Raw genomic sequence first — 19318 nt, forward strand, 5'->3', positions numbered from 1 at the left:
AGCTCCACTATGCGGTGCTATAGCCTTCTCCTATGCCCAGGCGATCGAGCGGTATCACGCTGCAACAGCTCCAGTACTTCATCGAGGTCGCCGCGGAAGGATCCATCACCGCCGCGGCCGACATGCTCTACGTGGCACAGCCCACGATGTCCGCGGCGATGAAAGACCTCGAGAGTCGGGTGGGTCGTGCCCTTCTGGCCCGCTCGGCCCGGGGCGTCACGCTCACCAGTGACGGCTCGGAGTTCCTCGGGTACGCCAGACAGATCGTCGAGCAGGCCGAGCTGCTCGAGCAGCGCTACCTGGGGCGGCCGCCGTCGCGCCGACTCCTCGGGGTGTCGACGCAGCACTACTCGTTCGCTGTCGATGCGTTCGTGCGGATGGTCAAGGGCTCGAGCGCGGCCGAGTACGAGTTCTCACTGCGGGAGACCCGCACCTGGGACATCATCGAAGACGTGCGGACGCTGCGCAGCGAACTCGGCATCCTCTTCCGCAACGACTTCAACCGGAACGTCATCGACAAGCTGCTGCGGGACTCGGGCCTCGCGTTCCATCCGCTTTTCGTCGCCGAGCCGCACATCTTCGTCTCGCGACGGAACGCGCTCGCCTCCCGCGAGCGGGCGACCCTCGACGATCTCGTCGGCCTGCCGCGCCTCACCTTCGATCAGGGGGCGAACAACTCGTTCTACTTCGCCGAGGAGATCCTCTCGACCCTCTCGAGCGCTCGCGAGATCAGGGTCTCCGACCGAGCGACGATCTTCAACCTGATGATCGGACTCGACGGGTACACGATCTCGACGGGCATCATCAGCGACGACCTCGATCCTGAGATCGTCGCGGTGCCTCTCGACGTCGACGATCACATCGAGATCGGATGGGTCGGACGCACCGCCATCCCTCTGACCGAGCAGGCGCAGCGATATCTCGCCGAGGTCCGCGACGTCGTCGCGGGGTTCGGCGTGGCGCTGCTCGGCTAGCGCGAGCAGCCGATGCGTCAGCCGATGCGTCAGACGGTGCCGTAGAGCCGATCGCCGGCGTCGCCGAGTCCGGGGACGATGTAGCCCTTCTCGTTGAGACGCTCGTCGAGCGCGCCGAGCACGATGGTCACATCGCGGTCTCCGACGAGCGCCTCGATCGCGGCGAGACCCTCCGGCGTGCCGAGCAGGCAGATCGCCGTGACGTCCTTGGCCCCGCGGTCGAAGAGGAACTGGATGGCCGCAGCCAGCGAGCCACCGGTTGCGAGCATCGGGTCGATGGCGAAGCACTGGCGATCGCTCAGGTCATCGGGGAGGCGCTCGGCGTAGGTCGTCGGCTCGAAGGTCTCTTCGTCGCGGACCATCCCGAGGAATCCGACCTCGGCGGTCGGCAGAAGCTTGACGAGTCCCTCGAGCATGCCGAGTCCTGCGCGCAGAATCGGCACGACGATCGGGCGAGGCTCCGAGATCTTCACGCCCATCGTCGTGGTCACGGGAGTGGTGATCTCGACCGGGCTGACCTTCACGTTGCGGGTCGCCTCGTACGCGAGCAGCGTCACGAGTTCTTCGGTCAGTTGGCGGAAGACCGGCGACGGTGTGCGATGGTCGCGCAGCACCGAGAGCTTGTGAGTGACGAGAGGGTGGTCGGCGACGTGAACACGCATGCCTACAGGCTAATGCGCCGGACGCTCGCGTACGACATCGGCTGCACGGGAGTGGCTTCTGCGGCTGTCGTAGGCTCGACCCATGACCGCCGCCGACCTCATCGCGATGCAACGCGCACTCGCTCTCGCGGCAGACGCGGCGGACGCCGCGGAGATCCCGGTGGGTGCCGTGGTGCTCGATGCCGAAGGGCGCATCATCGCCGAGGGGCGCAACAACCGCGAGGCGACCGGCGACCCGACCGGTCACGCCGAGGTCGAGGCGCTGCGTGCGGCCGCGGCATCGGCCGGCTCGTGGAATCTCGAGGGCCACACCCTCGTCGTCACGCTCGAGCCCTGCCTCATGTGCGCGGGGGCGATCCTGCAGGCGAGGATCACTCGGGTCGTCTTCGGAGCCTGGGACGACAAGGCGGGGGCCGCCGGATCCATGTACGACGTGCTGCGTGATCGTCGGCTGCCGTATCGCGCCGAGGTCATCGGCGGGGTCGAGGCAGACGCCGCCAAGGCGCTGCTGCGGGACTTCTTCGAGCAGCGCCGCTGACGGTCGCGGACCTCGGGGGAGTCAGTCCGAGGACTTGAGCACGAACACGTCGGTCGACGGCTCAGGGTCGAGTGACGGCCGGTACACGTCGGGCTCGATGTAGATGACCCTGGCCGTCGGCACGGCCTCGCGGATGCGGGCCTCGATCGCGTCGATGTCGACCGCGGCCTCGCGCAGCGGCTTGTCGGCATTGAGCGCGATCTTCGCCGCCACCATCAACTCGTCCGGTCCGAGGTAGAGCGTCTTCATGTGGATGATCTTCTCGATCTCGTCGCCGGCGTTGATCGCATCGACGATGCGATCGTGATCGGCCGGGGTGGCTCCCTCGCCCACGAGGAGGCTCTTGGTCTCGACTCCGAGCACGATCGCGATGAGCACGAGCAGGATGCCGATCATCAGCGTTCCGAGTGCGTCGAACACGGGGTTGCCGGTGATGATGGTCAATCCCACACCGAGCAGTGCGAAGGTGAGACCGGTCAGCGCCCCGACATCCTCGAGCAGCACGACGGGCAGCTCCGGCGCCTTGGCGCGGCGCACGAACGACACCCACGACTGGCCCTCATCGCGCACGAGGTTGCTCTCCTTGACGGCCGTGCGCAGCGAGAACGACTCGAGGCCGATCGCGACCACGAGCACGACGAGCGGCAGCCACCACCAGGTCTTGTCGAGTTCGTGCGGGTGGGTGAGCTTGTCGATCGCCTCGTAGATCGCGAACAGGCCTCCGACGGAGAACAGGATGATCGACACGACGAACGCGTAGACGTAACGCTCTCGGCCATAGCCGAACGGGTGCGCTCGGTCGGCCTCGCGCTTCGCCTTGCGGCCGCCCAGCATGAGCAGCAGCTGGTTGCCGGAATCGGCGACCGAGTGGATCGCCTCGGCGAGCATCGACGCGGATCCTGAGAGCGCCCAGGCGATGAACTTCGCCAGGGCGATGCCCAGGTTCGCCAGGAACGCCGCGAGAATGGCCTTGCCGCCGCCGGATGCACTCATGCGTCGAGTCTAGATCGGCTCGCCCGCGGTCGCCCGGTGCGCCCGCCGTAGGATGACGACATGGCTGAATCTCTTCCCGCTCTCGCGTTCCTCGGTGCCGGTTCCATGGGCGGTGCGATCCTCCGAGGGGTCGTCGCATCCGGGATTCCCGTCGACGGAGGCATCACTGCGACGAACCGCACCCCCGAGAAGGCAGGGGCCTTCGCCGACCTCGACGGCGTCACGAGCATCGCGCTTTCCGAGACGCCGGACGGCAATGCACAGTCCGTCCAGTCGGCTCGTATCGTCCTGGTCGGGGTGAAGCCGGCGATGGTCCCCGATCTGCTGCGCGAGATCGCTCCCTCCCTGCCCGAAGACGCGATCGTGGTGAGTCTCGCGGCCGGGGTCACCCTGCAGACCTTCGCCGACAACCTCGGCGCCGATGTCCGTGTCATCCGCTCGATGCCGAACACGCCGTCGACCGTCGGCAAGGGCGTCACCGGTCTCGCGGCGGGGGCGGCCGCATCCGCCGACGACCTCGCCCTCGTGCACCGCCTCTTCGCGACCGTGGGCGCTGTCGTCGAGGTTCCCGAGTCGCAGATCGACGCGCTGTCGACGATCTCGGGTTCGGGCCCCGCCTACGTCTACCTGCTCATCGAGGAGCTCACGAAGGCCGCCGTCGGCATGGGGTTCAGCGAGAGCGACGCGCGAGTCATGGTGGAGCAGACCTTCATCGGTGCGACCGCGCTGCTCGACGCGTCGGGGGAGGAGCCGTCTGAGCTCCGTCGCAGGGTCACGAGTCCGAAGGGCACCACCGAGCGGGCCGTCGCTGTGCTGCAGGAGGCGCACCTCGACCGGACGTTCGCGCAGGCCGCCGACGCGGCGCTGGCGCGGGCGAAGGAACTTGCCGCAGGAGGATGACATGCAGCTGCGGTTCTCGGGAGAGATCTGGTTCTGGCGCGGACCGGCGCCGTTCCACTTCGTCACCGTGCCGCCGGCCGAGAGCGAGATGATCGGCGAGATAGCCAGCGTCGTCACCTACGGGTGGGGGATGATCCCCGCATCCGTGACGATCGGGCGCACGACCGTGACCACGGCGCTGTGGCCGAAGGATGGCGGGTACATCGTGCCGATCAAGAAGGCGCTGCAGGATCGGGAGGGCGTCGGCATCGACGACGTCGTCGAGATCACGCTCGACATCGACGCCTGAACTCGCGGGGCTGCCGCTCAGCGGTCGAGCGCGGCGAAGCGCTCGATGTCGCTGTTGGTTCCCGAGACGATGATGAGGTCGTGGTTGGTGACGATCGTGTTCGCCTCGGCGTAGCGGAACGGCTTGCCCGGACTCTTCACGCCGACGACGGTGACCTTGTACTTGCTGCGCACGCCGGATTCGTTCAAGCCCACGCCACGGATGAACTTCGGCGGGTACATCTTCGCCAGCACGAAGTCGTCGTCGAAGCGGATGAAGTCGAGCATCCGGCCGGAGACGAGGTGAGCGACGCGCTCGCCGGCTTCGCGCTCGGGGTAGATGACGTGGTTGGCACCCACGCGGGCGAGGATCTTCCCGTGGGACTGCGAGACGGCCTTCGCCCAGATCTGCGGCACCTTGAGGTCGACGAGGTTCGCGGTGATCAGCACGGAGGCCTCGATCGACGAGCCGACCGCGACGACGGCGACCTGGAAGTCCTGCGCGCCGATCTGACGCAGGGCGTCGATGTTCTTGGCGTCGGCCTGCACGGTGTGCGTGACGCGGTCGGACCACTTCTGCACGAGCTCCAGATTGCCGTCGATCGCGAGCACCTCGCGGTCGAGGCGGTCGAGCTCTCCTGCGCACGCGGCGCCGAAGCGGCCCAGGCCGATGACGAGTACGGGAGCGTCGCCCCGGAGCACTTCAACCAACGATCGGCCTTTCCACGGGCAGCGAGTAATACTGCGATCGCGACGTCGCGGCGACTGCCGCGGCGAGAGTCACTGTACCAACGCGCCCCATGAAGATGGTGGTCGCGAGCACGTACGAGGCGGAATCGGGGAGCTCGGCGGTGAGACCCGTCGAGAGGCCGACGGTGCCGAACGCCGAGATCACGTCGAACAGCACATGGCTGATGTCTGCCTTGGTGATCTGGGCGATGATGATCGTCGACAGCGCGACGATCGTGGCGCCCCAGGCGACGACGCTGAGCGCCACCCGCTGCACGTCGCTGGGGATGCGGCGGCCGAAGACCTCGACCGACTGACGTCCCTTCGCCTCCGACCACACGGCGATGGCGAGCACGGCGAGAGTGGTGACCTTGATTCCTCCGGCGGTGGATGCCGAACCGCCGCCGACGAACATCAGCATGCTCGCGGCCAGCAGCGACGAGCCGTTCAGGTCGTCCATCTCGATCACGTTGAAGCCGCCCGAACGCGTCATCGCCGAGAGGAAGAAGGCTTGGAACGTGGTGTCTGCGGCGTCCATCGACCCGAACGTCTTCGGGTTCGCGTACTCGAGGATCAGGAACACCGCGGCACCCAGCACGAACAGGAGCACGGTGGTGACGAGGGTGAGTTTGGTGTGCAGCGACCACTTCTTCACGTGCCACACGTGCTTGGCCAAGGTGTAGATCACGGGGAAGCCGATGCTGCCGAGGAAGACGCCCACCATCAGCAGCGACAGCACGAGGTAGTCGTCGGCGAAGACGGCCACGCCGCCGTCGTTGGGAGCGAACCCGGTGTTCGTGAATGCCATGGCGGCGAAGTACGGCGCCTCCCACAGGGCGGCGATCGGGTCGACCTCCGCCAGGACCAGCGCGGGGTAGAGGAGGATCGCGAGGGCGCCCTCGATGATGAGCGACGACACCGCGACGGTGCGCAGGAGCTGGCCGACCTCGCCCAATCGAACGGTCTGGCTCTCGTTCACGACGCCGCCGTGCGCTCGCAGCGGGTTCGTGTCTCCGGCGGCCATGAGCTTGGCCCGCAGCCCGAGGCGCTTCGAGATGACCAGGCCCATCAGCGACGCCAGGGTGAGCACGCCGAGTCCGCCGATGTTCACGCCGACGAAGATCAGCACATGTCCGAACGGAGACCAGTGGTTCGCCATGTCGACGGTGGCGAGGCCTGTGACGCAGATGGTCGACACAGCCGTGAACAGTGCATCCGCCAGCGGCGTGACCGTGCGCGATGCCGACGCGATCGGCAGCGACAGCAGAACGGTGAAGACGAGGATGAGCATCGCGAAGATGACGATCGCGAAGCGCGAGGGCGACGAGGTGACGATGTGCTTGCCCCAGGAGGCGGCGTTCTCAAGACGCTGTCGAGGTGACGACGCCGAAGCGATGCCCGACATCGAGTCCCCCTTCGCTTCCCCTCGCCGCGCACCGCGGCTGCACGACGCCGATCGCCGAGCCTTCGTCATGGTACTCCGTGCCGGGGACGACTACCCTGATCACATGACGGACATCTTCGACGTGATCGCAGACGGTACGAGGCGCGACATCCTCCAGCTCCTCCTGCGACGCACCACCGAAGGGGACGCCGGTACGAGCGTGAGCCATATCGTCGCCGAGCTCGGCATCAGCCAGCCCACCGTCTCGAAGCACCTCAAGGTGCTCCGCGAGGCTGAACTGGTCAGCGTGCGCGAAGACGGCCAGCGGCGCTTCTACAGCCTCGCCGTCGAGCCGCTGGAGGTCGTCGACGACTGGCTCGTCCCGTTCCTCATGGATGCCTACGGCGACGATGCGCCGGACATCGACTACCCCGGACTGCCGCTTCCCGACGGAGCCGCGCACGCGGCCGAGGTCGTCGGTCGTGCCGCCGCGTCGGCGAGGCACGTCGTCACCACCGCGCTCAAGCGCCTCGGCGGCTGACGCCCCCGGACGCACTTCGCCCCCGCTGACAGTGGGGGGTCTGTCATCGGGGGCGTGGCCGCGGGCCCCAGCCCGCGTGACTCGGACGGTGCCATCGTGAGTCGTGCATTCAGCATCCCAGTGCAGTCTGAACGGTTGCGGCACACGTCCTATGTCTCCGCTGTGACCCGCATGCTCCGCTCGTGAAAGGCGCCGAGTCAGGAGTGCACGAACGGCGAGAACGAACAGGTCTCGCCGATCGCGTCTCGCGCTTGCCATGATGTGAGCATGACGACAGCTTCGCCCTCGTACCGAGCGCACTTCGACTTCACGATCTCGTTCGCCAATGGCGGGGGAATGACGGGAGAAGGCTTCCGTCTCGACCTTCCCGGTCCGGACATCGACTCCGAAGCGATCGGAGCGCTGCTGGTGCGGCATCTCGGTCTTGCTCTCGTGAGCGCCGTCGAGCTGCACCGGCTCCGCATCGTGGAAGAGGCGCACCGCGGCAGTCGAGGCGTGGAGGGGAGCGCTCCGTCACCGCGGGTCATCGATCTCAGCCACACGATCGAAGCGGGGCTCGTGACCTACCCCGGCCTCCCTGCCCCCACGATCACTCCGCACCTCACGCGTGAGGACTCCCGCTCGAAGTACGCACAGGGCACGGAGTTCGCGATGGACATCATCACGATGATCGGCAACACGGGCACCTACCTCGACTCGCCGTTCCACCGGTACGAGGACGGAGGGGACCTGGCCTCGCTCGAGCTCAGCTCGCTCGTCGGCCTACGCGCCGAGGTCTTCCACCTGCACGACGCGTGGAGCGCCGAGCGCCGGGGGATCGAAGCGGTGACGCTCGCGGACCGTGAGCTCCGAGGCGCCGCGGTGCTGCTCGACACCGGGTGGAGTGAGCACTTCGGCACTCCGGAATACGGCCGCGGGGCACCGTTCCTCACCGAAGAAGGAGCGCGGTTCCTGGCTGACGCCGGGGTCGCACTCGTCGGCATCGATTCGCTCAACATCGACGACACGGAGAGCGGCGGCGAGCGGCCGGCCCACAGCATCCTGCTGGCCGCCGGCATCCATGTGGTCGAGCACCTGACCCGCCTGTCCGCGGTGCCCGCCCGTGGTGCGCGGTTCACGGCGGCTCCTCCGGCCGTGCGTGGATTCGGGACGTTCCCGGTGCGTGCCTTCGCCACGGTCGGCGATGCTCACTGATCACACAGGCCACATGGGTTTACACGCGTCCCAGATTCCCCCTAGAGTGTGCACAAATCGAGAAAGGGGTACGTGGGATGCCCGAGGTTCCAGATGTCCGGTTCCTTACGGTGGCTGAGGTCGCCGAACTCATGCGCGTGTCGAAGATGACCGTCTATCGAATGGTGCACGCTGGGGAGCTGCCAGCCATTCGCTTCGGTCGAAGTTTCCGGGTTCCGGAATCTGCGGTGGCCGATGCTCTGCAGCGACCGATAGCCGACGTCGGCTGACGCTCTCCGCTCGGTCCCGTGAGCGCGTGCAGCGAGAGCTTCACTGTTTGCTAGACTGATCCGAGGCATTTTTTCCGTGCCCGTACCCGGGTGTCCGTCACCGACGACACCCAGCCACTGACTTAGTGAGGTTTCCGTGGGTTCTGTCATCAAGAAGCGCCGCAAGCGCATGGCGAAGAAGAAGCACCGCAAGCTGCTTCGTAAGACTCGCCACCAGCGTCGCAACAAGAAGTAAGCGACCAGACACGAGCGCCTGTCTCCGGACGGGCGCTTTGTGTCTCTGCCCCCGGTTTCCCACTCGTCGCAGGAGCATGCCATGAAGTCGATCACCGTCACCGAACTCGCCGAGCGTTCGAACACTCCGCTCATCGATGTCCGCGAGGTGGATGAGTACGCCGCCGGACACGTCCCCGGCGCGGTCAACATCCCGATGTCCGAGATCGGCAACCGACTCGAAGAGCTCCCGGCGGAGTCGTTCGACGTCATCTGCCAGGCCGGCGGACGGTCGGCGCGCGTCGTCGAGGCGCTCGAATCCCGCGGGTACGACGCGACCAACGTCGAGGGCGGCACGGGCGAGTGGATCGCTCAGGGCCGCGAGGTCGAGGTGCCGTCGGCGTGACCACGCTGACCCTCATCGGCAAGCCCGACTGCCACCTGTGCGACGTCGCGTCCGAGATCATCGACTCCGTCGTCGCCGAACTCCCTGACGCGGCTGCCGAGCGGATCGAGATCGTCGAGGCGTCGATCAAGGACGACCCCGCGCTCTACGAGCTGTGGTGGGAGAAGATCCCGGTCGTCCTCATCGACGGGGAGCTGCACGCGCACTGGCGCCTGTCGGCCGACCGACTGCGCGATGCTCTCGAAGCCGCTGTGCAGCAGGACGCACTGAAGAAGGAAGCGCGATGATTCGTCACGTCGTCACCTGGAAGCTCGCCGCAGACGACGCGGCGACGCGCTCCGAACAGGCCTCCGAGGTGGCCCGCAGGCTGAACGCACTCGAGGGCGTCGTGCCGCAGCTTCGCTCGATCTCTGCGGGCGCGAACATCGCATATCCGGACGCGAACTGGGACGTCACGCTCGTCGCGGACGTCGATTCCATCGAGGCCCTGGAGGAGTACCAGGTGCACCCCGCTCATGAAGAGGTCGTGGCATACGTGCGCTCGGTGGTCGCGTCGCGCGTGGCTGTCGACTTCGAGGTCTGAGCCGCCGGGCTGCAGCTGCCGATCCGACGGGAGCAGGCGGAGTCATGGGCGAGACCATCTGGCACGACGTGACCGTCGCGTGGGCGCGGCCCTCGGACCTTCAGGGGTTCACCGAGATCGATGCTGCCGCGATGGGGCAGGAGCAGGTCGACCGCGTCCGCCAGCTGAGTGGCAGCCGCGCTCAGGGCTTCCTGGCGGGGAGGGCGCTGATCCGCACACTCGTGCGCAGGATCCGAGGCTCCGACGAGGTCTTGCTCTCCAGCCGCTGCGACAGATGCGGAGCCGACCACGGCCGACCGCGCTCGGCCGACGTGTCGCTCAGCGTGAGCCACGCGGAGGATCTTGTCGTGGTCGCGGCGACAGCGGGGTCCATCCTGCTGGGCGTGGATGTCGAGGATGCGGCGGCGGCCGGACGCCTCCACGGACTGGGGTCGATGTTCCCCGACGGCGCCGCCCCCGATCTCGCGGCGTGGACGCGCATCGAAGCGGCCGTCAAGGCGGATGGTCGAGGTTTCGAGATCGACCCGTCGGAGGTGCTCCTGCATCCGAGCGCCGATGACATGGACCCGTGCGCGTGGTCAGCAGTGCTTCCCGGGCGTGCGAGTCCTTTGGAGATCGCGACGCTCGTCGGGCCCCCCGGATTCGTGCTGAGCGTCGCCGTCGGCTGATCCTCCACCGTCAGCGCGGCGTCAGCGTCAGCGCGGCGTCAGCGTCAGCGCCGGGGTCGCGCAGCAGGAAGGGCGGGCAGCGGGAGCTCGTCGATCCAGGTCCGCACAAGCGCGCGCGCCTGGCCGTCGGCGATCTCGTCGACCAGCCCGAGGAAGTCGTCACTCGTCACCGCGAGCCCGGCGAAGCGCGACGTCCACTCGCGCGTCAGAGCGAAGAACCGCTCATCGCCGATCGTCAGACGCAGAGCATGCAGGGTGAGTGCGCCGCGCTTGTACACGCGGTCGTCGAACATGTCGGTGGGGCCGGGATCCGAGAGCACGAGATCCTGGGGGAGGAGGCGGAGGCTGGCGTGATGCGACCGGGCCTTCGCATGGGCGGTGGGGCCTCCGGCGGCCTCCGACCACAGCCACTCCGAGTAGCACGCGTATCCCTCATTCAGCCAGATGTCCTGCCAGCGGGCGACGCCGACGCTGTTGCCGAACCACTGGTGTGCCAGCTCGTGCGCGATCAGCCGCTCGCTGCCGCCCGACCCGTCGACGTGGTTCGCGCCGAAGATCGCCATGCCCTGCGCCTCGAGCGGGATCTCGAGGACGTCCGGGGTGACGACGATCTTGTACGACTCATAGGGGTACGGGCCGAAGGCCTCGACGAACGTCTCCATCATCTGCGGCAGCGCGGCGAAGTCCGAGCGCACCCGGGGTGCGAGCGCCCGGGGGTGGAACAGACGCCCCGGCGTCGCACCGAGCTCGACCCTGTCGTCGTCGTACTGACCGAGCTGCACGGTCATCAGATACGTCGCTGTCGGCACCGGCTGGTCGAAGGTCCAGCGCGTGCGGCCTCGCTGCGTCGACCGGGTGGCTGCGCCGCCGCTCACGACGGTGTACTCGGGGTCGGCCGTGAACTCCAGACGATAGGTCGCCTTGTCGGAGGGGATGTCATTGCAGGGGAACCAGGTCGGGGCACCCGTGGGCTGCGACGCGACCAGCACGCCGTCTTCCAGCTCTTCCCAGCCGAGGAGTCCCCACCGGGTGCGGCGCGGCGAGGGCGCCCCCGAGTACTCGACCGTGACGGTGAGTTCCTGACCGCTTGCGCGCTCGCCGCCGAAGGCCACCTTGAGCCGCCGGTCGTCCTGACGGAACGAGGCGGCTCGGTCACCGCTCACCCGCACCTTCGTGGCCTTGAGCCCGACGAGATCGAAGGACACGTGCTTGGCCGTCTCCTGCATCCGCAGTCGGATCGTCGCGATGCCGGCGAGCCGGTTCGTGGTCACCCGATAGTCGATGGCGAGATCGTAGTGCAGCACCGCGTAGCGGCGATCGCCGCTGTGCGGGGTGTAGGGGTCGACGTTCATGCGTCCGACGCCTGGTAGGAGCGCACCTTGACCGCGCGCCAGGGGCCGATGGGATTTCCGCTCCATCGGCTGCCTACGGGCACGAACTCGCCGCGCATCACGAGCGACGCGGGGCCGACCGTCGCATCCGCACCGATCGTCGCCGCGGGGAGGATCACGCTGTGCGGCCCGAGGGTCGCACCGTTCTCGAGGGTCACTGCGTCGATGCTCATCACTCGATCATGGAACAGATGCGTCTGAACCACACATCCGCGGTTCACCGTGGCGCCGTCGCCGAGCGTCACGAGATCAGGTTCGGGCAGCCAGTAACTGTCGGTCCATACGCCTCGACCGATCCTGGCTCCGAGCGTGCGCAGCCAGATGGCGAGGGCGGGCGTGCCGGAGGCCGCGTTCGCGAACCAGGGGGCGGCGACCATCTCGGTGAACGTGTCGGATACCTCGGTGCGCCAGACGAAGCTCGACCAGAGCGGATGCTCTCCCGCGCGAATCGGCCCGACGATGATCCATTTCGCTGCTGTCGTGACGAGGGCGGCGATCGCGCCGGCGGCGAGCATGACGGCGCTGGAGAGCACGACCGCCCATCCGAGCCCCCACGCGTCGACCACGGCGGCGAGCGTGAGCATCACGGCCAGTCCGATCGCGCAGGTCACGAACACCGGGATGATGCGGCCCAGCTCCCACAATGCTCGCGCCACCCGCAGACCGGTGCGGGGGCGGTAGGTGCGCTCGAGATCGGAGTCGTTCACGACACGACGCAGTCGAGCGGCGGGCGAGCCCAACCACGACGACCCGGCCTTCGCCTTGGGCGGCGCGACGGACAGCACGGCCACCAGGCCGTCTCGGGGCACGTTGTGCCCACCGGCCGCCATGCCGGAGTTGCCGAGGAAGGCGCGCTTGCCGATCCGCGCAGTGCCCAGTCGCATCCACCCGCCCTGCAGCTCGTATGTGGCGACCATGGTGTCGTCGGCGAGGAACGCGCCGTCGGCGATCGTCGTGAGCTTCGGGATGAGCAGCACCGTCGACGCCTCGACATCGCGACCGACGTCGGCGCCGAGGGCACGCAGCCAGAACGGGGTGAAGCTGCTGGAGTACAGCGGGAAGAGGAAGGTGCGCGCGGAATCCAGCAGGCGTTCGGTCGTCCACGCCTGCCACGCGACGCGAGAGCGCACCGGGTACACGCCTTCGCCGAGGCCCACCCCGAGCACGCGCACGAGAACCAGCACGAGGGCGGCGAAGACCACGCCCGAGAGAAGCACAGCAGGAACGAGCAGCGCCAGGATGCCGGGAACGGCGGCGGTGAGGGAGTCTGCTCCTCGGATGCCGAGCGCCACCACCCACGCTCCGGTCGCCAGAGAGATGACCGGCAGGATGCCGAGGAAAGCCGAGGACGCGGCGTAGGCCCACAACCAACGGGTGCGGCTCGGCGGACGACCGGCCGCGAACGGCTTCGAGACGCCGCCGACGCGGGCCGCCGGGGATCCGGCCCAGCGCTGCCCCGACCGCACGCGGCCGAACACGGCTGAACCGGGTGCGATCTCGGCGCCGCGGCCGATCTTCGTGCCGGGGGCGAGGGTGCTTCGTGCGCCGATCGTCGAGTCCGCGCCGATGCGGATGCCGCCGATGCGCACGGTGTCGCCGTCGATCCAGTACCCGGTGAGGTCGACCTCGGGCTCGATCGAGGCGCCGGACCCGATGTCGAGCATGCCCGTGATCGGGGGCACCGTGTGCAGATCGACGTCCTTGTGGATGCGCGCGCCGAGCGCCCTGGCGTAGTACACGACCCAGGGCGCGCCTGCGAGTCCCACCGGGTCGACCTGCTGCGCGATCTGCTCGGCGAGCCACAGGCGCAGGTGCACGCCGCCACCCCGCGGGTAGTCGCCGGGCCGGAGTCCCGCGAGCAGCAGGCGGGCGGCGACCGCGGCGATCGTCATCTTGCCCAGCGGGGTCACGAAGATCACCAGGCCGACGATGATCGTCCACACCGGGACGGCGGGAAGGAACTCGAATCCGGGTGACAGGCGCAGGATCCAGCTCGCGGTGAGCAGGAAGAGCAGCCAGCGGATGCCGGTGAACACGAACAGCGGCAACCCGGCGATGGTCTGCACCCACTGCATCCGCCGCGGTGTGGGTGCCTGCTGGCTGAAGACCCGTTCCGCGGCGTCCTCATCGTCGGCCTCTTCGTCGACGGCATCGGCCATCTGACGCAGTCTCGGCAGGTCGTAGACGTCGGTCATCGTGAACTCGGGTGCGCGGGTGCGCAGGCGCGAGACCAGCTGGGCGGCGGCGAGCGAGCCTCCGCCCAGCTGGAAGAAGTCGGCGTCCTCATCGCTCGGGCGGATGCCGAGCACGGCGAACCACTGCTCGGCGAGCCACGCGGCGGTTCCAGAGAGCGAGGATTCGCCCGCGTCGCCGGAGTGGAGGGGCCACGGAAGAGCCGCCTTGTCGACCTTGCCCGACGTGCGCACGGGCAGATCGTCGACGATCGCGAGCAGCGGGATCAGAGGAGCCGGCAGCATCTCGGCGAGCTCGCCGCGCGCCACCTGCCGGTCGAAGCCCTCGTCGGGGACCACATAGCCGACGAGGATCGGCATGCCGGCATCGGTCTTCTGCACGACCACGGTCGCCGCCGAGACCGAGCTCAGCCCCTGCAGCGCTGCCTCGACCTCGCCGAGCTCGATGCGGCGACCGCCGATCTTGACTTGGTCGTCGGCACGGCCCTGGAAAATCAGGCCCTCGGGCTCGACGCGCACGACGTCGCCGGAGCGATAGGCGCGGTCCCAGCCGAGCGTCGGCATCGGGGCGTACTTCTCGGCGTCCTTGACCGGGTCGAGGTAGCGGGCGAGGCCGACGCCGCCGATGATGAGCTCGCCCGCTTCGCCGTCGGCGACGCGCTGACCTTCTGCATCGACCACGGCCAGCGACCAGCCGTCCAGAGGCAGTCCGATGCGCACGGGGCCGGTGCCGTCCATCAGAGAAGCGCAGGCGACGACGGTGGCCTCGGTCGGGCCGTACGTGTTCCAGATCTCGCGACCATCGGATGCCAGCCGGGCGACCAGTTCTGGTGGGCAGGCCTCGCCTCCGAAGATCAGCAGCCGCACGTTCTCGATCGCATCCTGGGGCCATAGGGCTGCGAGCGTGGGAACCGTCGAGACGACGGTGATCCCGTGCCCGAGCAGCCAGGGGCCCAGATCCTCGCCCGACCGGACCAGAGCCCTCGGTGCCGGAACGAGGCATGCGCCGTGGCCCCATGCGAGCCACATCTCTTCGCACGATGCGTCGAACGCGACCGAGAGGCCCGCGAGCACGCGGTCGCCGGGGCCCAGTGGGGCATCCTGCAGGAACAGGCGCGCCTCGGCGTCGACGAAGGCCGCTGCGGAACGGTGTGAGACGGCGACGCCCTTAGGGACCCCCGTCGAGCCGGAGGTGAAGATGATCCAGGCGTCGTCGTCGACGGTCGGAGGGGCGACGACGGGCACCGCCGACGTGCTCGGGTGGGGTGTCGCGCTGGAGAACAGCTGTCTCGCATCAGAGGTGTCCGCGGGGAGGTATCCCGCATCGGTGATCATGCCGACGATGCGCGCCTCACGGAAGACGAGATCGGCCCGCTCCTGGGGGTCGTCCGCGTCGACCGGGACGTATGCCGCGCCGGCCGCCATCGCGCCGAGGATCGCGATATAGAGGTCACGGCGACCAGACGTCATCCTGATGCCGACGCGATCGCCCTGGCTCACGCCCTGCTCTCGCAGCACGGCAGCCGTGCGCCACACCTGCGCCAGCAGTTCCGCGTAGCTCACCGCACCGTCGGCGTCTTCGATAGCTGACGCATCGGGATGCTGTTCGGTGGTGTCGCGGAGGATATCGATCAGTGTGCGGGGGAGTGGCGCCTCGGCAGCGCGGTCGAGCGCCTCCTGCACGTCAGTTCGCAAGGAGGTCGAGCAGCGCGGCCTTCGACAGTCGCGGGTATCCGCTGCGGCCCTCGGCGCGGGCACGGGCCCGGAGCTCGACGACCGTGAGATCGCTCAGCTCGGACTCCGGGGATGACGACGGTGCGGCGGACTTCGGCGTCGCGGTCCTCGCGGTGGCCGTCTTCTTCGCCGGACGAGCGGCAGCCGTCGCCGTGGTCGTGGAGGGGACCGCGGGAGCAGGGGCGACCTTCGTCGTCGCTGGCGTCACTGCGGTCGCCGGCTTCGCTGCCTTCGGTGCGACCGGGGCTGTCTTCGCCTCGGTGGTCGTCACTGCGGGCGACGAGAGAGCGTCGGACGTCGTGGCGTCAGCCTTCTTCGAGGGCGAGGTGTTCTTTGTCTCGGACTTGTTCGCGTCGCCCTTCTTCGCCCCGGGCTTCTTCGCCCCGGGCTTCTTCGTCTCGGCTTTCTTGGCGTCGGACTTCTTCGCGTCCTTCTTGTCGCCCTTCTTCGTGTCGGCCTTCTTCGGCGCCTGCAGGCGCGCGGCGGCCTCCTGAAGTCGCTCGGTGGCGGCGGTGGCCGACTTCGCGACCTTCTTGGGCCGGTCGGCGATCTTCTTCTTCGAGGCGCTCGCCGCGTCCTTCGCGTCCTCGACGAGAGGCTTGAGCTTCTTGGCCGCCTTCTTCGGAAGGGTCTTGATCAGCTTCTTCGCATCTTTCGCGGCATCCTTGGCGGCATCGAGTGCTGCCTCGGCATTCCGGTGGGCTGGGCTATTCTTGGCCATGGTCGATCCTCCTGTGCGACCCGAGCGCGTCCGCCCGGGAGTTGGCACAGAGGATACTCAGGCAAGGTGAACAATCGGTGCCGCGCCGGTCCCGGGCCATGTCATATCCCGTCACACTTGCAACACAAATGTGATCCGCGGAAGGCGGCTGGCGACCGGTCGGGCCCGGTGGTGCATGTTTAGATGTTCTCCTACCCGTCCGTGGGCACTCACACCCTCGTCGTTCAGGAGCTGACATGCGCCGTCGCAACATCATCGCCGGGATCGCGCTCGCCGCGACCGCCACTCTCGCCCTCGCCGGCTGTGCGACGGGCAGCGGAGACGCAGGCTCGGGAGAGCCGGCGGCCGGCGACGAGTACGGCCTCATCGAGGCGGGCACTCTGACGGTCTGCTCCGACATCCCCTACGCTCCGTTCGAATTCGAGGGCGGCGACAACGGCACCGGCTACACCGGCTTCGACATCGACCTGCTCGATGCGATCGCCAAGGAGCTCGACCTCGAGCTCGCCGTTCAGGACGTCGGATTCGACGCTCTGCAGTCGGGCACGACCCTCGCCGCAGGCCAGTGCGACGTCGGCGCCTCCGCGATGACCATCACCGACGAGCGCAAGGCGAACATCGACTTCTCCGAGCCGTACTACGAGTCGCTGCAGTCGCTGCTCGTGCGCACCGACTCGGGTATCGAGTCGATCGACGACCTCTCGGGCAAGAACGTCGGCGTGCAGCAGGGCACCACTGGCGAGGCGTACGCGACCGAGAACGCCGAGGGCGCGCAGCTCGTGCAGTACCCGTCCGACGGCGAGCTGTGGCCCGCTATGCAGGCCGGTCAGATCGATGCGATCCTGCAGGACCAGCCGGTGAACCTCGAGCACGAGAAGGCCGACAGCGCCTACAAGATCGTCGAGGAGTACGAGACCGGTGAGTCCTACGGCTTCGCCTACGCGAAGGGCGAGAAGGACGCGCTGCGCGAGGCGATCGACGGTGCGCTGCAGGATCTGCGCGACAGCGGCGACTACCAGACGATCTACGACACCTACTTCACCGCGAAGTAATCGGCGAGCGACGTAGGACAGGGAGACCTTGACAATGGCGTTGAGGCGCACCACGAAGAGCAAGCTCTACCGGTACACCGTCTATGCGGTGCTGATTGCAGTCGTCGTCTGGCTGATCGTCAGCACCGACTGGGCACGCATCGCGCAGCTGTACTTCAACCCCGAGGTCGCGGCGAAGATGCTCCCGGGCATCATCACCACGGCACTCGTCAACACGCTGTGGTTCACCGCCGTCGCGTTCGCCGGTGGTCTGCTGCTCGGCATCGTGCTGGCGCTGCTCAAGCTGTCGAGCATCGGGCCCTTCCGGTGGATCGCGACGGCGTGGATCGAGCTGTTCCGCGGGCTTCCCGCGATCCTCACGATCTTCGCGATCGCGTTCATCCTGCCGATCGGACTCGGCGTGCCGGGCACGAAGCTGGGTGGACCGGTGGTGCTCGGTCTGATCGGTCTGATCCTGGTGGCGTCGGCCTACATGGCCGAGACCATCCGGGCGGGGATCCAGGCGGTTCCGAAAGGGCAGACCGAGGCCGCGCGCTCGCTCGGCATGTCGCCCATGAAGACGACCTTCTGGATCGTGGTTCCGCAGGGCTTCCGCATCATCATCCCGCCGCTGACCAATGAGTTCGTGCTGCTGCTGAAGGACACCTCGCTGCTCTTCGTCGCTGGTTCCTTCATCTGGTCGAAGGAGCTCACGAACTTCGCGCGTGATGCGAGCACGCAGAATGCGAACGGAACGCCGCTGATCATGGCCGCGGCGCTCTACCTGATCGTGACGATCCCCCTCACGCGCTTCAGCGCGTACCTGGAACGAAGGATGTCGAGGCAGCGATGATCACCGATCTGATTGACGTCCACGCGCCAGCGATCGACCTGCAGGGGCTCGTGAAGAGCTTCGGCGACAACGAGGTGCTCAAGGGCATCGATCTCACCGTCACCGCCGGCGAGGTCGTCTGCATCATCGGCCCGTCGGGCTCCGGCAAGTCGACGCTGCTGCGCTCGGTGAACCTGCTCGAGGAGCCGACCGGCGGCAAGGTGCTCATCGAGGGCATCGACATCACCGATCCCGACGTCGACATCGACCGCGTGCGCACGCGCATCGGCATGGTGTTCCAGAGCTTCAACCTGTTCCCCCACCTCGACGTGATGGGCAACCTCATGATCGCGCAGCAGCGCGTGAAGAAGCGGTCGAAGGCCGAGGCTGAGCGGGTCGCGAAGGAGATGCTCGGACGCGTCGGTCTCGCCGAGAAGGCGGACGCCTTTCCCGGACACCTCTCGGGCGGTCAGCAGCAGCGCGTCGCCATCGCGCGTGCGCTGTGCATGAACCCCGACATGATGCTGTTCGACGAGCCCACGTCGGCGCTCGACCCGGAGCTCGTCGGCGAGGTGCTGCAGGTGATGCGCTCACTCGCGGATGAGGGAATGACGATGCTCGTCGTCACGCACGAGATGGGCTTCGCCCGCGAGGTCGGGTCGCGACTGATCTTCATGGACGGCGGACACATCGTCGAAGAGGGCGACCCGCGCGAGGTGCTCGCCAACCCGCAGCATCCGCGTACGCAGGACTTCCTGGCCCGCGTGCTCTGATCCCAGGATCACCGCCGCGCGCAGCGACCCCCTCCTGCTGAATCAGCAGGAGGGGGTCTCTGTGTGTGAAGCGCGAACTCGGAAGTCAGTCGACGTCGACGACTTCTGCGCCCGGGGCGTTGGTCTTCACCGACTCGATCCCGTTCTTGGCGGCGGCCTTCGTGGTGTAGCTTTCGCTGGTCGCGATGACTTCACCGTTTCCGGCTTTGAGGCGGAACCTGTACCCACCTGAGCGGTCGGCGTACAGCTCGAACTTGCCTGCCATGAGGCGTCCTTTCTCTGTCATGTCGGAGGGGCGGCGCCCCTCGGGTCACGGTATCCCG

23 protein-coding genes are annotated in these 19318 nt (G+C 67.8%); 15 read left to right on the forward strand and 8 right to left on the reverse strand.

Annotated elements, in window-relative coordinates:
- The first annotated feature begins 32 nt into the window (after window positions 1-32).
- A complete protein-coding gene (locus ASF87_RS09775; RefSeq protein ID WP_042538960.1) occupies window positions 33-974 on the forward strand; it encodes a LysR family transcriptional regulator in 942 nt (313 codons plus the stop codon).
- Window positions 975-1003: 29 nt separating this feature from the next.
- Here ASF87_RS09775 and upp read toward each other — a convergent pair whose 3' ends face one another.
- The gene (gene upp, locus ASF87_RS09780; RefSeq protein ID WP_042538962.1) at window positions 1004-1636 is read right to left on the reverse strand and encodes a uracil phosphoribosyltransferase; all 633 of its coding nucleotides are present in this window, start codon (window positions 1634-1636) and stop codon (window positions 1004-1006) included.
- Window positions 1637-1718: 82 nt separating this feature from the next.
- Between upp and ASF87_RS09785 the strand changes: the two genes are divergently transcribed.
- A complete protein-coding gene (locus ASF87_RS09785) occupies window positions 1719-2174 on the forward strand; it encodes a nucleoside deaminase (RefSeq protein WP_056375679.1) in 456 nt (151 codons plus the stop codon).
- 21 nt (window positions 2175-2195) lie between these two features.
- On the opposite strand, the gene ASF87_RS09790 is transcribed toward ASF87_RS09785, so the two are convergent.
- Window positions 2196-3167, reverse strand: a complete 972-nt coding sequence (locus ASF87_RS09790) for a cation diffusion facilitator family transporter (RefSeq protein WP_042538967.1) — start codon at window positions 3165-3167, stop codon at window positions 2196-2198.
- Between the two features lie 60 nt (window positions 3168-3227).
- Between ASF87_RS09790 and proC the strand changes: the two genes are divergently transcribed.
- Both proC and ASF87_RS09800 read left to right on the forward strand, forming a co-directional pair.
- Window positions 3228-4067 carry a pyrroline-5-carboxylate reductase gene (gene proC, locus ASF87_RS09795; RefSeq protein WP_056375680.1) on the forward strand — a complete coding sequence of 280 codons (840 nt, stop codon included), beginning with the start codon at window positions 3228-3230 and terminating at the stop codon, window positions 4065-4067.
- Between the two features lies 1 nt (window position 4068).
- On the forward strand, window positions 4069-4356 hold the full coding sequence (locus ASF87_RS09800) for a DUF1905 domain-containing protein (RefSeq protein ID WP_056375681.1): 288 nt from the start codon (window positions 4069-4071) through the stop codon (window positions 4354-4356).
- Between the two features lie 17 nt (window positions 4357-4373).
- Here ASF87_RS09800 and ASF87_RS09805 read toward each other — a convergent pair whose 3' ends face one another.
- Together ASF87_RS09805 and ASF87_RS09810 are read right to left on the reverse strand one after the other, a co-directional pair.
- Window positions 4374-5045 (reverse strand): potassium channel family protein, encoded by a 672-nt coding sequence (locus ASF87_RS09805; protein WP_042538973.1) that lies wholly within the window; start codon window positions 5043-5045, stop codon window positions 4374-4376.
- Window positions 5038-6468, reverse strand: coding sequence for a TrkH family potassium uptake protein (locus tag ASF87_RS09810; protein ID WP_056375682.1), 1431 nt, complete (start codon window positions 6466-6468; stop codon window positions 5038-5040). The genes ASF87_RS09805 and ASF87_RS09810 overlap by 8 nt, the downstream gene beginning before the upstream one ends.
- A 103-nt stretch (window positions 6469-6571) precedes the next feature.
- On the opposite strand from ASF87_RS09810, the gene ASF87_RS09815 reads away from it, so the two are divergent.
- From ASF87_RS09815 to ASF87_RS09845, 8 genes are all read left to right on the forward strand, one after another.
- Complete coding sequence (locus tag ASF87_RS09815; protein ID WP_042539424.1) at window positions 6572-6988, forward strand: ArsR/SmtB family transcription factor; 417 nt, start codon at window positions 6572-6574, stop codon at window positions 6986-6988.
- A 267-nt stretch (window positions 6989-7255) separates the two neighbouring features.
- Complete coding sequence (locus ASF87_RS09820) at window positions 7256-8182, forward strand: cyclase family protein (RefSeq protein ID WP_056375683.1); 927 nt, start codon at window positions 7256-7258, stop codon at window positions 8180-8182.
- Window positions 8183-8259: 77 nt separating this feature from the next.
- On the forward strand, window positions 8260-8451 hold the full coding sequence (locus ASF87_RS09825) for a helix-turn-helix domain-containing protein (protein WP_042538977.1): 192 nt from the start codon (window positions 8260-8262) through the stop codon (window positions 8449-8451).
- A 136-nt stretch (window positions 8452-8587) separates the two neighbouring features.
- Window positions 8588-8686 carry a 30S ribosomal protein bS22 gene (locus tag ASF87_RS17505; protein WP_003792170.1) on the forward strand — a complete coding sequence of 33 codons (99 nt, stop codon included), beginning with the start codon at window positions 8588-8590 and terminating at the stop codon, window positions 8684-8686.
- Window positions 8687-8767: 81 nt separating this feature from the next.
- Window positions 8768-9070 (forward strand): rhodanese-like domain-containing protein, encoded by a 303-nt coding sequence (locus ASF87_RS09830; protein WP_042538979.1) that lies wholly within the window; start codon window positions 8768-8770, stop codon window positions 9068-9070.
- Window positions 9067-9357 (forward strand): glutaredoxin family protein, encoded by a 291-nt coding sequence (locus ASF87_RS09835; protein ID WP_056375684.1) that lies wholly within the window; start codon window positions 9067-9069, stop codon window positions 9355-9357. The genes ASF87_RS09830 and ASF87_RS09835 overlap by 4 nt, the downstream gene beginning before the upstream one ends.
- The gene (locus tag ASF87_RS09840; RefSeq protein ID WP_056375685.1) at window positions 9354-9653 is read left to right on the forward strand and encodes a Dabb family protein; all 300 of its coding nucleotides are present in this window, start codon (window positions 9354-9356) and stop codon (window positions 9651-9653) included. Before ASF87_RS09835 ends, ASF87_RS09840 begins: the two co-directional genes overlap by 4 nt.
- A 44-nt stretch (window positions 9654-9697) precedes the next feature.
- A complete protein-coding gene (locus ASF87_RS09845) occupies window positions 9698-10321 on the forward strand; it encodes a 4'-phosphopantetheinyl transferase family protein (RefSeq protein WP_056375686.1) in 624 nt (207 codons plus the stop codon).
- Between the two features lie 44 nt (window positions 10322-10365).
- Here ASF87_RS09845 and ASF87_RS09850 read toward each other — a convergent pair whose 3' ends face one another.
- Genes ASF87_RS09850 through ASF87_RS09860 form a run of 3 tightly spaced genes read right to left on the reverse strand, consistent with a single transcriptional unit; the run spans window position 10366 to window position 16359 of the window.
- Complete coding sequence (locus ASF87_RS09850) at window positions 10366-11673, reverse strand: M1 family metallopeptidase (RefSeq protein ID WP_056375687.1); 1308 nt, start codon at window positions 11671-11673, stop codon at window positions 10366-10368.
- Window positions 11670-15599: a Pls/PosA family non-ribosomal peptide synthetase gene (locus ASF87_RS09855; RefSeq protein WP_082508825.1), complete on the reverse strand. Its 3930-nt coding sequence runs from the start codon at window positions 15597-15599 to the stop codon at window positions 11670-11672. The genes ASF87_RS09850 and ASF87_RS09855 overlap by 4 nt, the downstream gene beginning before the upstream one ends.
- Window positions 15589-16359 (reverse strand): hypothetical protein, encoded by a 771-nt coding sequence (locus tag ASF87_RS09860; protein WP_056375689.1) that lies wholly within the window; start codon window positions 16357-16359, stop codon window positions 15589-15591. The genes ASF87_RS09855 and ASF87_RS09860 overlap by 11 nt, the downstream gene beginning before the upstream one ends.
- Before the next feature lie 236 nt (window positions 16360-16595).
- Here ASF87_RS09860 and ASF87_RS09865 point away from each other — a divergent pair, with 236 nt between their 5' ends.
- The 3 genes from ASF87_RS09865 to ASF87_RS09875 are packed head-to-tail and all read left to right on the forward strand — an operon-like array spanning window position 16596 to window position 18995.
- Window positions 16596-17411, forward strand: a complete 816-nt coding sequence (locus ASF87_RS09865; RefSeq protein ID WP_056375690.1) for a transporter substrate-binding domain-containing protein — start codon at window positions 16596-16598, stop codon at window positions 17409-17411.
- 34 nt (window positions 17412-17445) lie between these two features.
- Window positions 17446-18243, forward strand: coding sequence for an amino acid ABC transporter permease (locus ASF87_RS09870; protein ID WP_056375691.1), 798 nt, complete (start codon window positions 17446-17448; stop codon window positions 18241-18243).
- Window positions 18240-18995, forward strand: coding sequence for an amino acid ABC transporter ATP-binding protein (locus ASF87_RS09875; protein WP_056375692.1), 756 nt, complete (start codon window positions 18240-18242; stop codon window positions 18993-18995). The genes ASF87_RS09870 and ASF87_RS09875 overlap by 4 nt, the downstream gene beginning before the upstream one ends.
- Before the next feature lie 85 nt (window positions 18996-19080).
- Here ASF87_RS09875 and ASF87_RS09880 read toward each other — a convergent pair whose 3' ends face one another.
- Entirely contained in the window at window positions 19081-19260 is a 180-nt protein-coding gene (locus ASF87_RS09880; RefSeq protein WP_042538996.1) for a YegP family protein, read from the reverse strand.
- Between the last annotated feature and the right edge of the window lie 58 nt (window positions 19261-19318).

This window comes from Microbacterium sp. Leaf161 (genome assembly GCF_001423645.1).
Lineage (GTDB): Bacteria > Actinomycetota > Actinomycetes > Actinomycetales > Microbacteriaceae > Microbacterium > Microbacterium forte.

Excerpts from the sequence above, each read along its gene's own strand:
- upp (WP_042538962.1), bottom strand. The coding sequence starts at position 1,636 with ATGCGTGTTCACGTCGCCGACCACCCTCTCGTCACTCACAAGCTCTCG.
- ASF87_RS09850 (WP_056375687.1), bottom strand. The coding sequence starts at position 11,673 with ATGAACGTCGACCCCTACACCCCGCACAGCGGCGATCGCCGCTACGCG.
- ASF87_RS09775 (WP_042538960.1), top strand. The coding sequence starts at position 33 with ATGCCCAGGCGATCGAGCGGTATCACGCTGCAACAGCTCCAGTACTTC.
- ASF87_RS09830 (WP_042538979.1), top strand. The coding sequence starts at position 8,768 with ATGAAGTCGATCACCGTCACCGAACTCGCCGAGCGTTCGAACACTCCG.
- ASF87_RS09880 (WP_042538996.1), bottom strand. The coding sequence starts at position 19,260 with ATGGCAGGCAAGTTCGAGCTGTACGCCGACCGCTCAGGTGGGTACAGG.
- ASF87_RS09790 (WP_042538967.1), bottom strand. The coding sequence starts at position 3,167 with ATGAGTGCATCCGGCGGCGGCAAGGCCATTCTCGCGGCGTTCCTGGCG.
- proC (WP_056375680.1), top strand. The coding sequence starts at position 3,228 with ATGGCTGAATCTCTTCCCGCTCTCGCGTTCCTCGGTGCCGGTTCCATG.
- ASF87_RS09785 (WP_056375679.1), top strand. The coding sequence starts at position 1,719 with ATGACCGCCGCCGACCTCATCGCGATGCAACGCGCACTCGCTCTCGCG.
- ASF87_RS09875 (WP_056375692.1), top strand. The coding sequence starts at position 18,240 with ATGATCACCGATCTGATTGACGTCCACGCGCCAGCGATCGACCTGCAG.
- ASF87_RS09820 (WP_056375683.1), top strand. The coding sequence starts at position 7,256 with ATGACGACAGCTTCGCCCTCGTACCGAGCGCACTTCGACTTCACGATC.
- ASF87_RS09870 (WP_056375691.1), top strand. The coding sequence starts at position 17,446 with ATGGCGTTGAGGCGCACCACGAAGAGCAAGCTCTACCGGTACACCGTC.
- ASF87_RS09815 (WP_042539424.1), top strand. The coding sequence starts at position 6,572 with ATGACGGACATCTTCGACGTGATCGCAGACGGTACGAGGCGCGACATC.
- ASF87_RS09845 (WP_056375686.1), top strand. The coding sequence starts at position 9,698 with ATGGGCGAGACCATCTGGCACGACGTGACCGTCGCGTGGGCGCGGCCC.
- ASF87_RS09825 (WP_042538977.1), top strand. The coding sequence starts at position 8,260 with ATGCCCGAGGTTCCAGATGTCCGGTTCCTTACGGTGGCTGAGGTCGCC.
- ASF87_RS09865 (WP_056375690.1), top strand. The coding sequence starts at position 16,596 with ATGCGCCGTCGCAACATCATCGCCGGGATCGCGCTCGCCGCGACCGCC.
- ASF87_RS09810 (WP_056375682.1), bottom strand. The coding sequence starts at position 6,468 with ATGTCGGGCATCGCTTCGGCGTCGTCACCTCGACAGCGTCTTGAGAAC.
- ASF87_RS09860 (WP_056375689.1), bottom strand. The coding sequence starts at position 16,359 with ATGGCCAAGAATAGCCCAGCCCACCGGAATGCCGAGGCAGCACTCGAT.
- ASF87_RS09840 (WP_056375685.1), top strand. The coding sequence starts at position 9,354 with ATGATTCGTCACGTCGTCACCTGGAAGCTCGCCGCAGACGACGCGGCG.
- ASF87_RS09800 (WP_056375681.1), top strand. The coding sequence starts at position 4,069 with ATGCAGCTGCGGTTCTCGGGAGAGATCTGGTTCTGGCGCGGACCGGCG.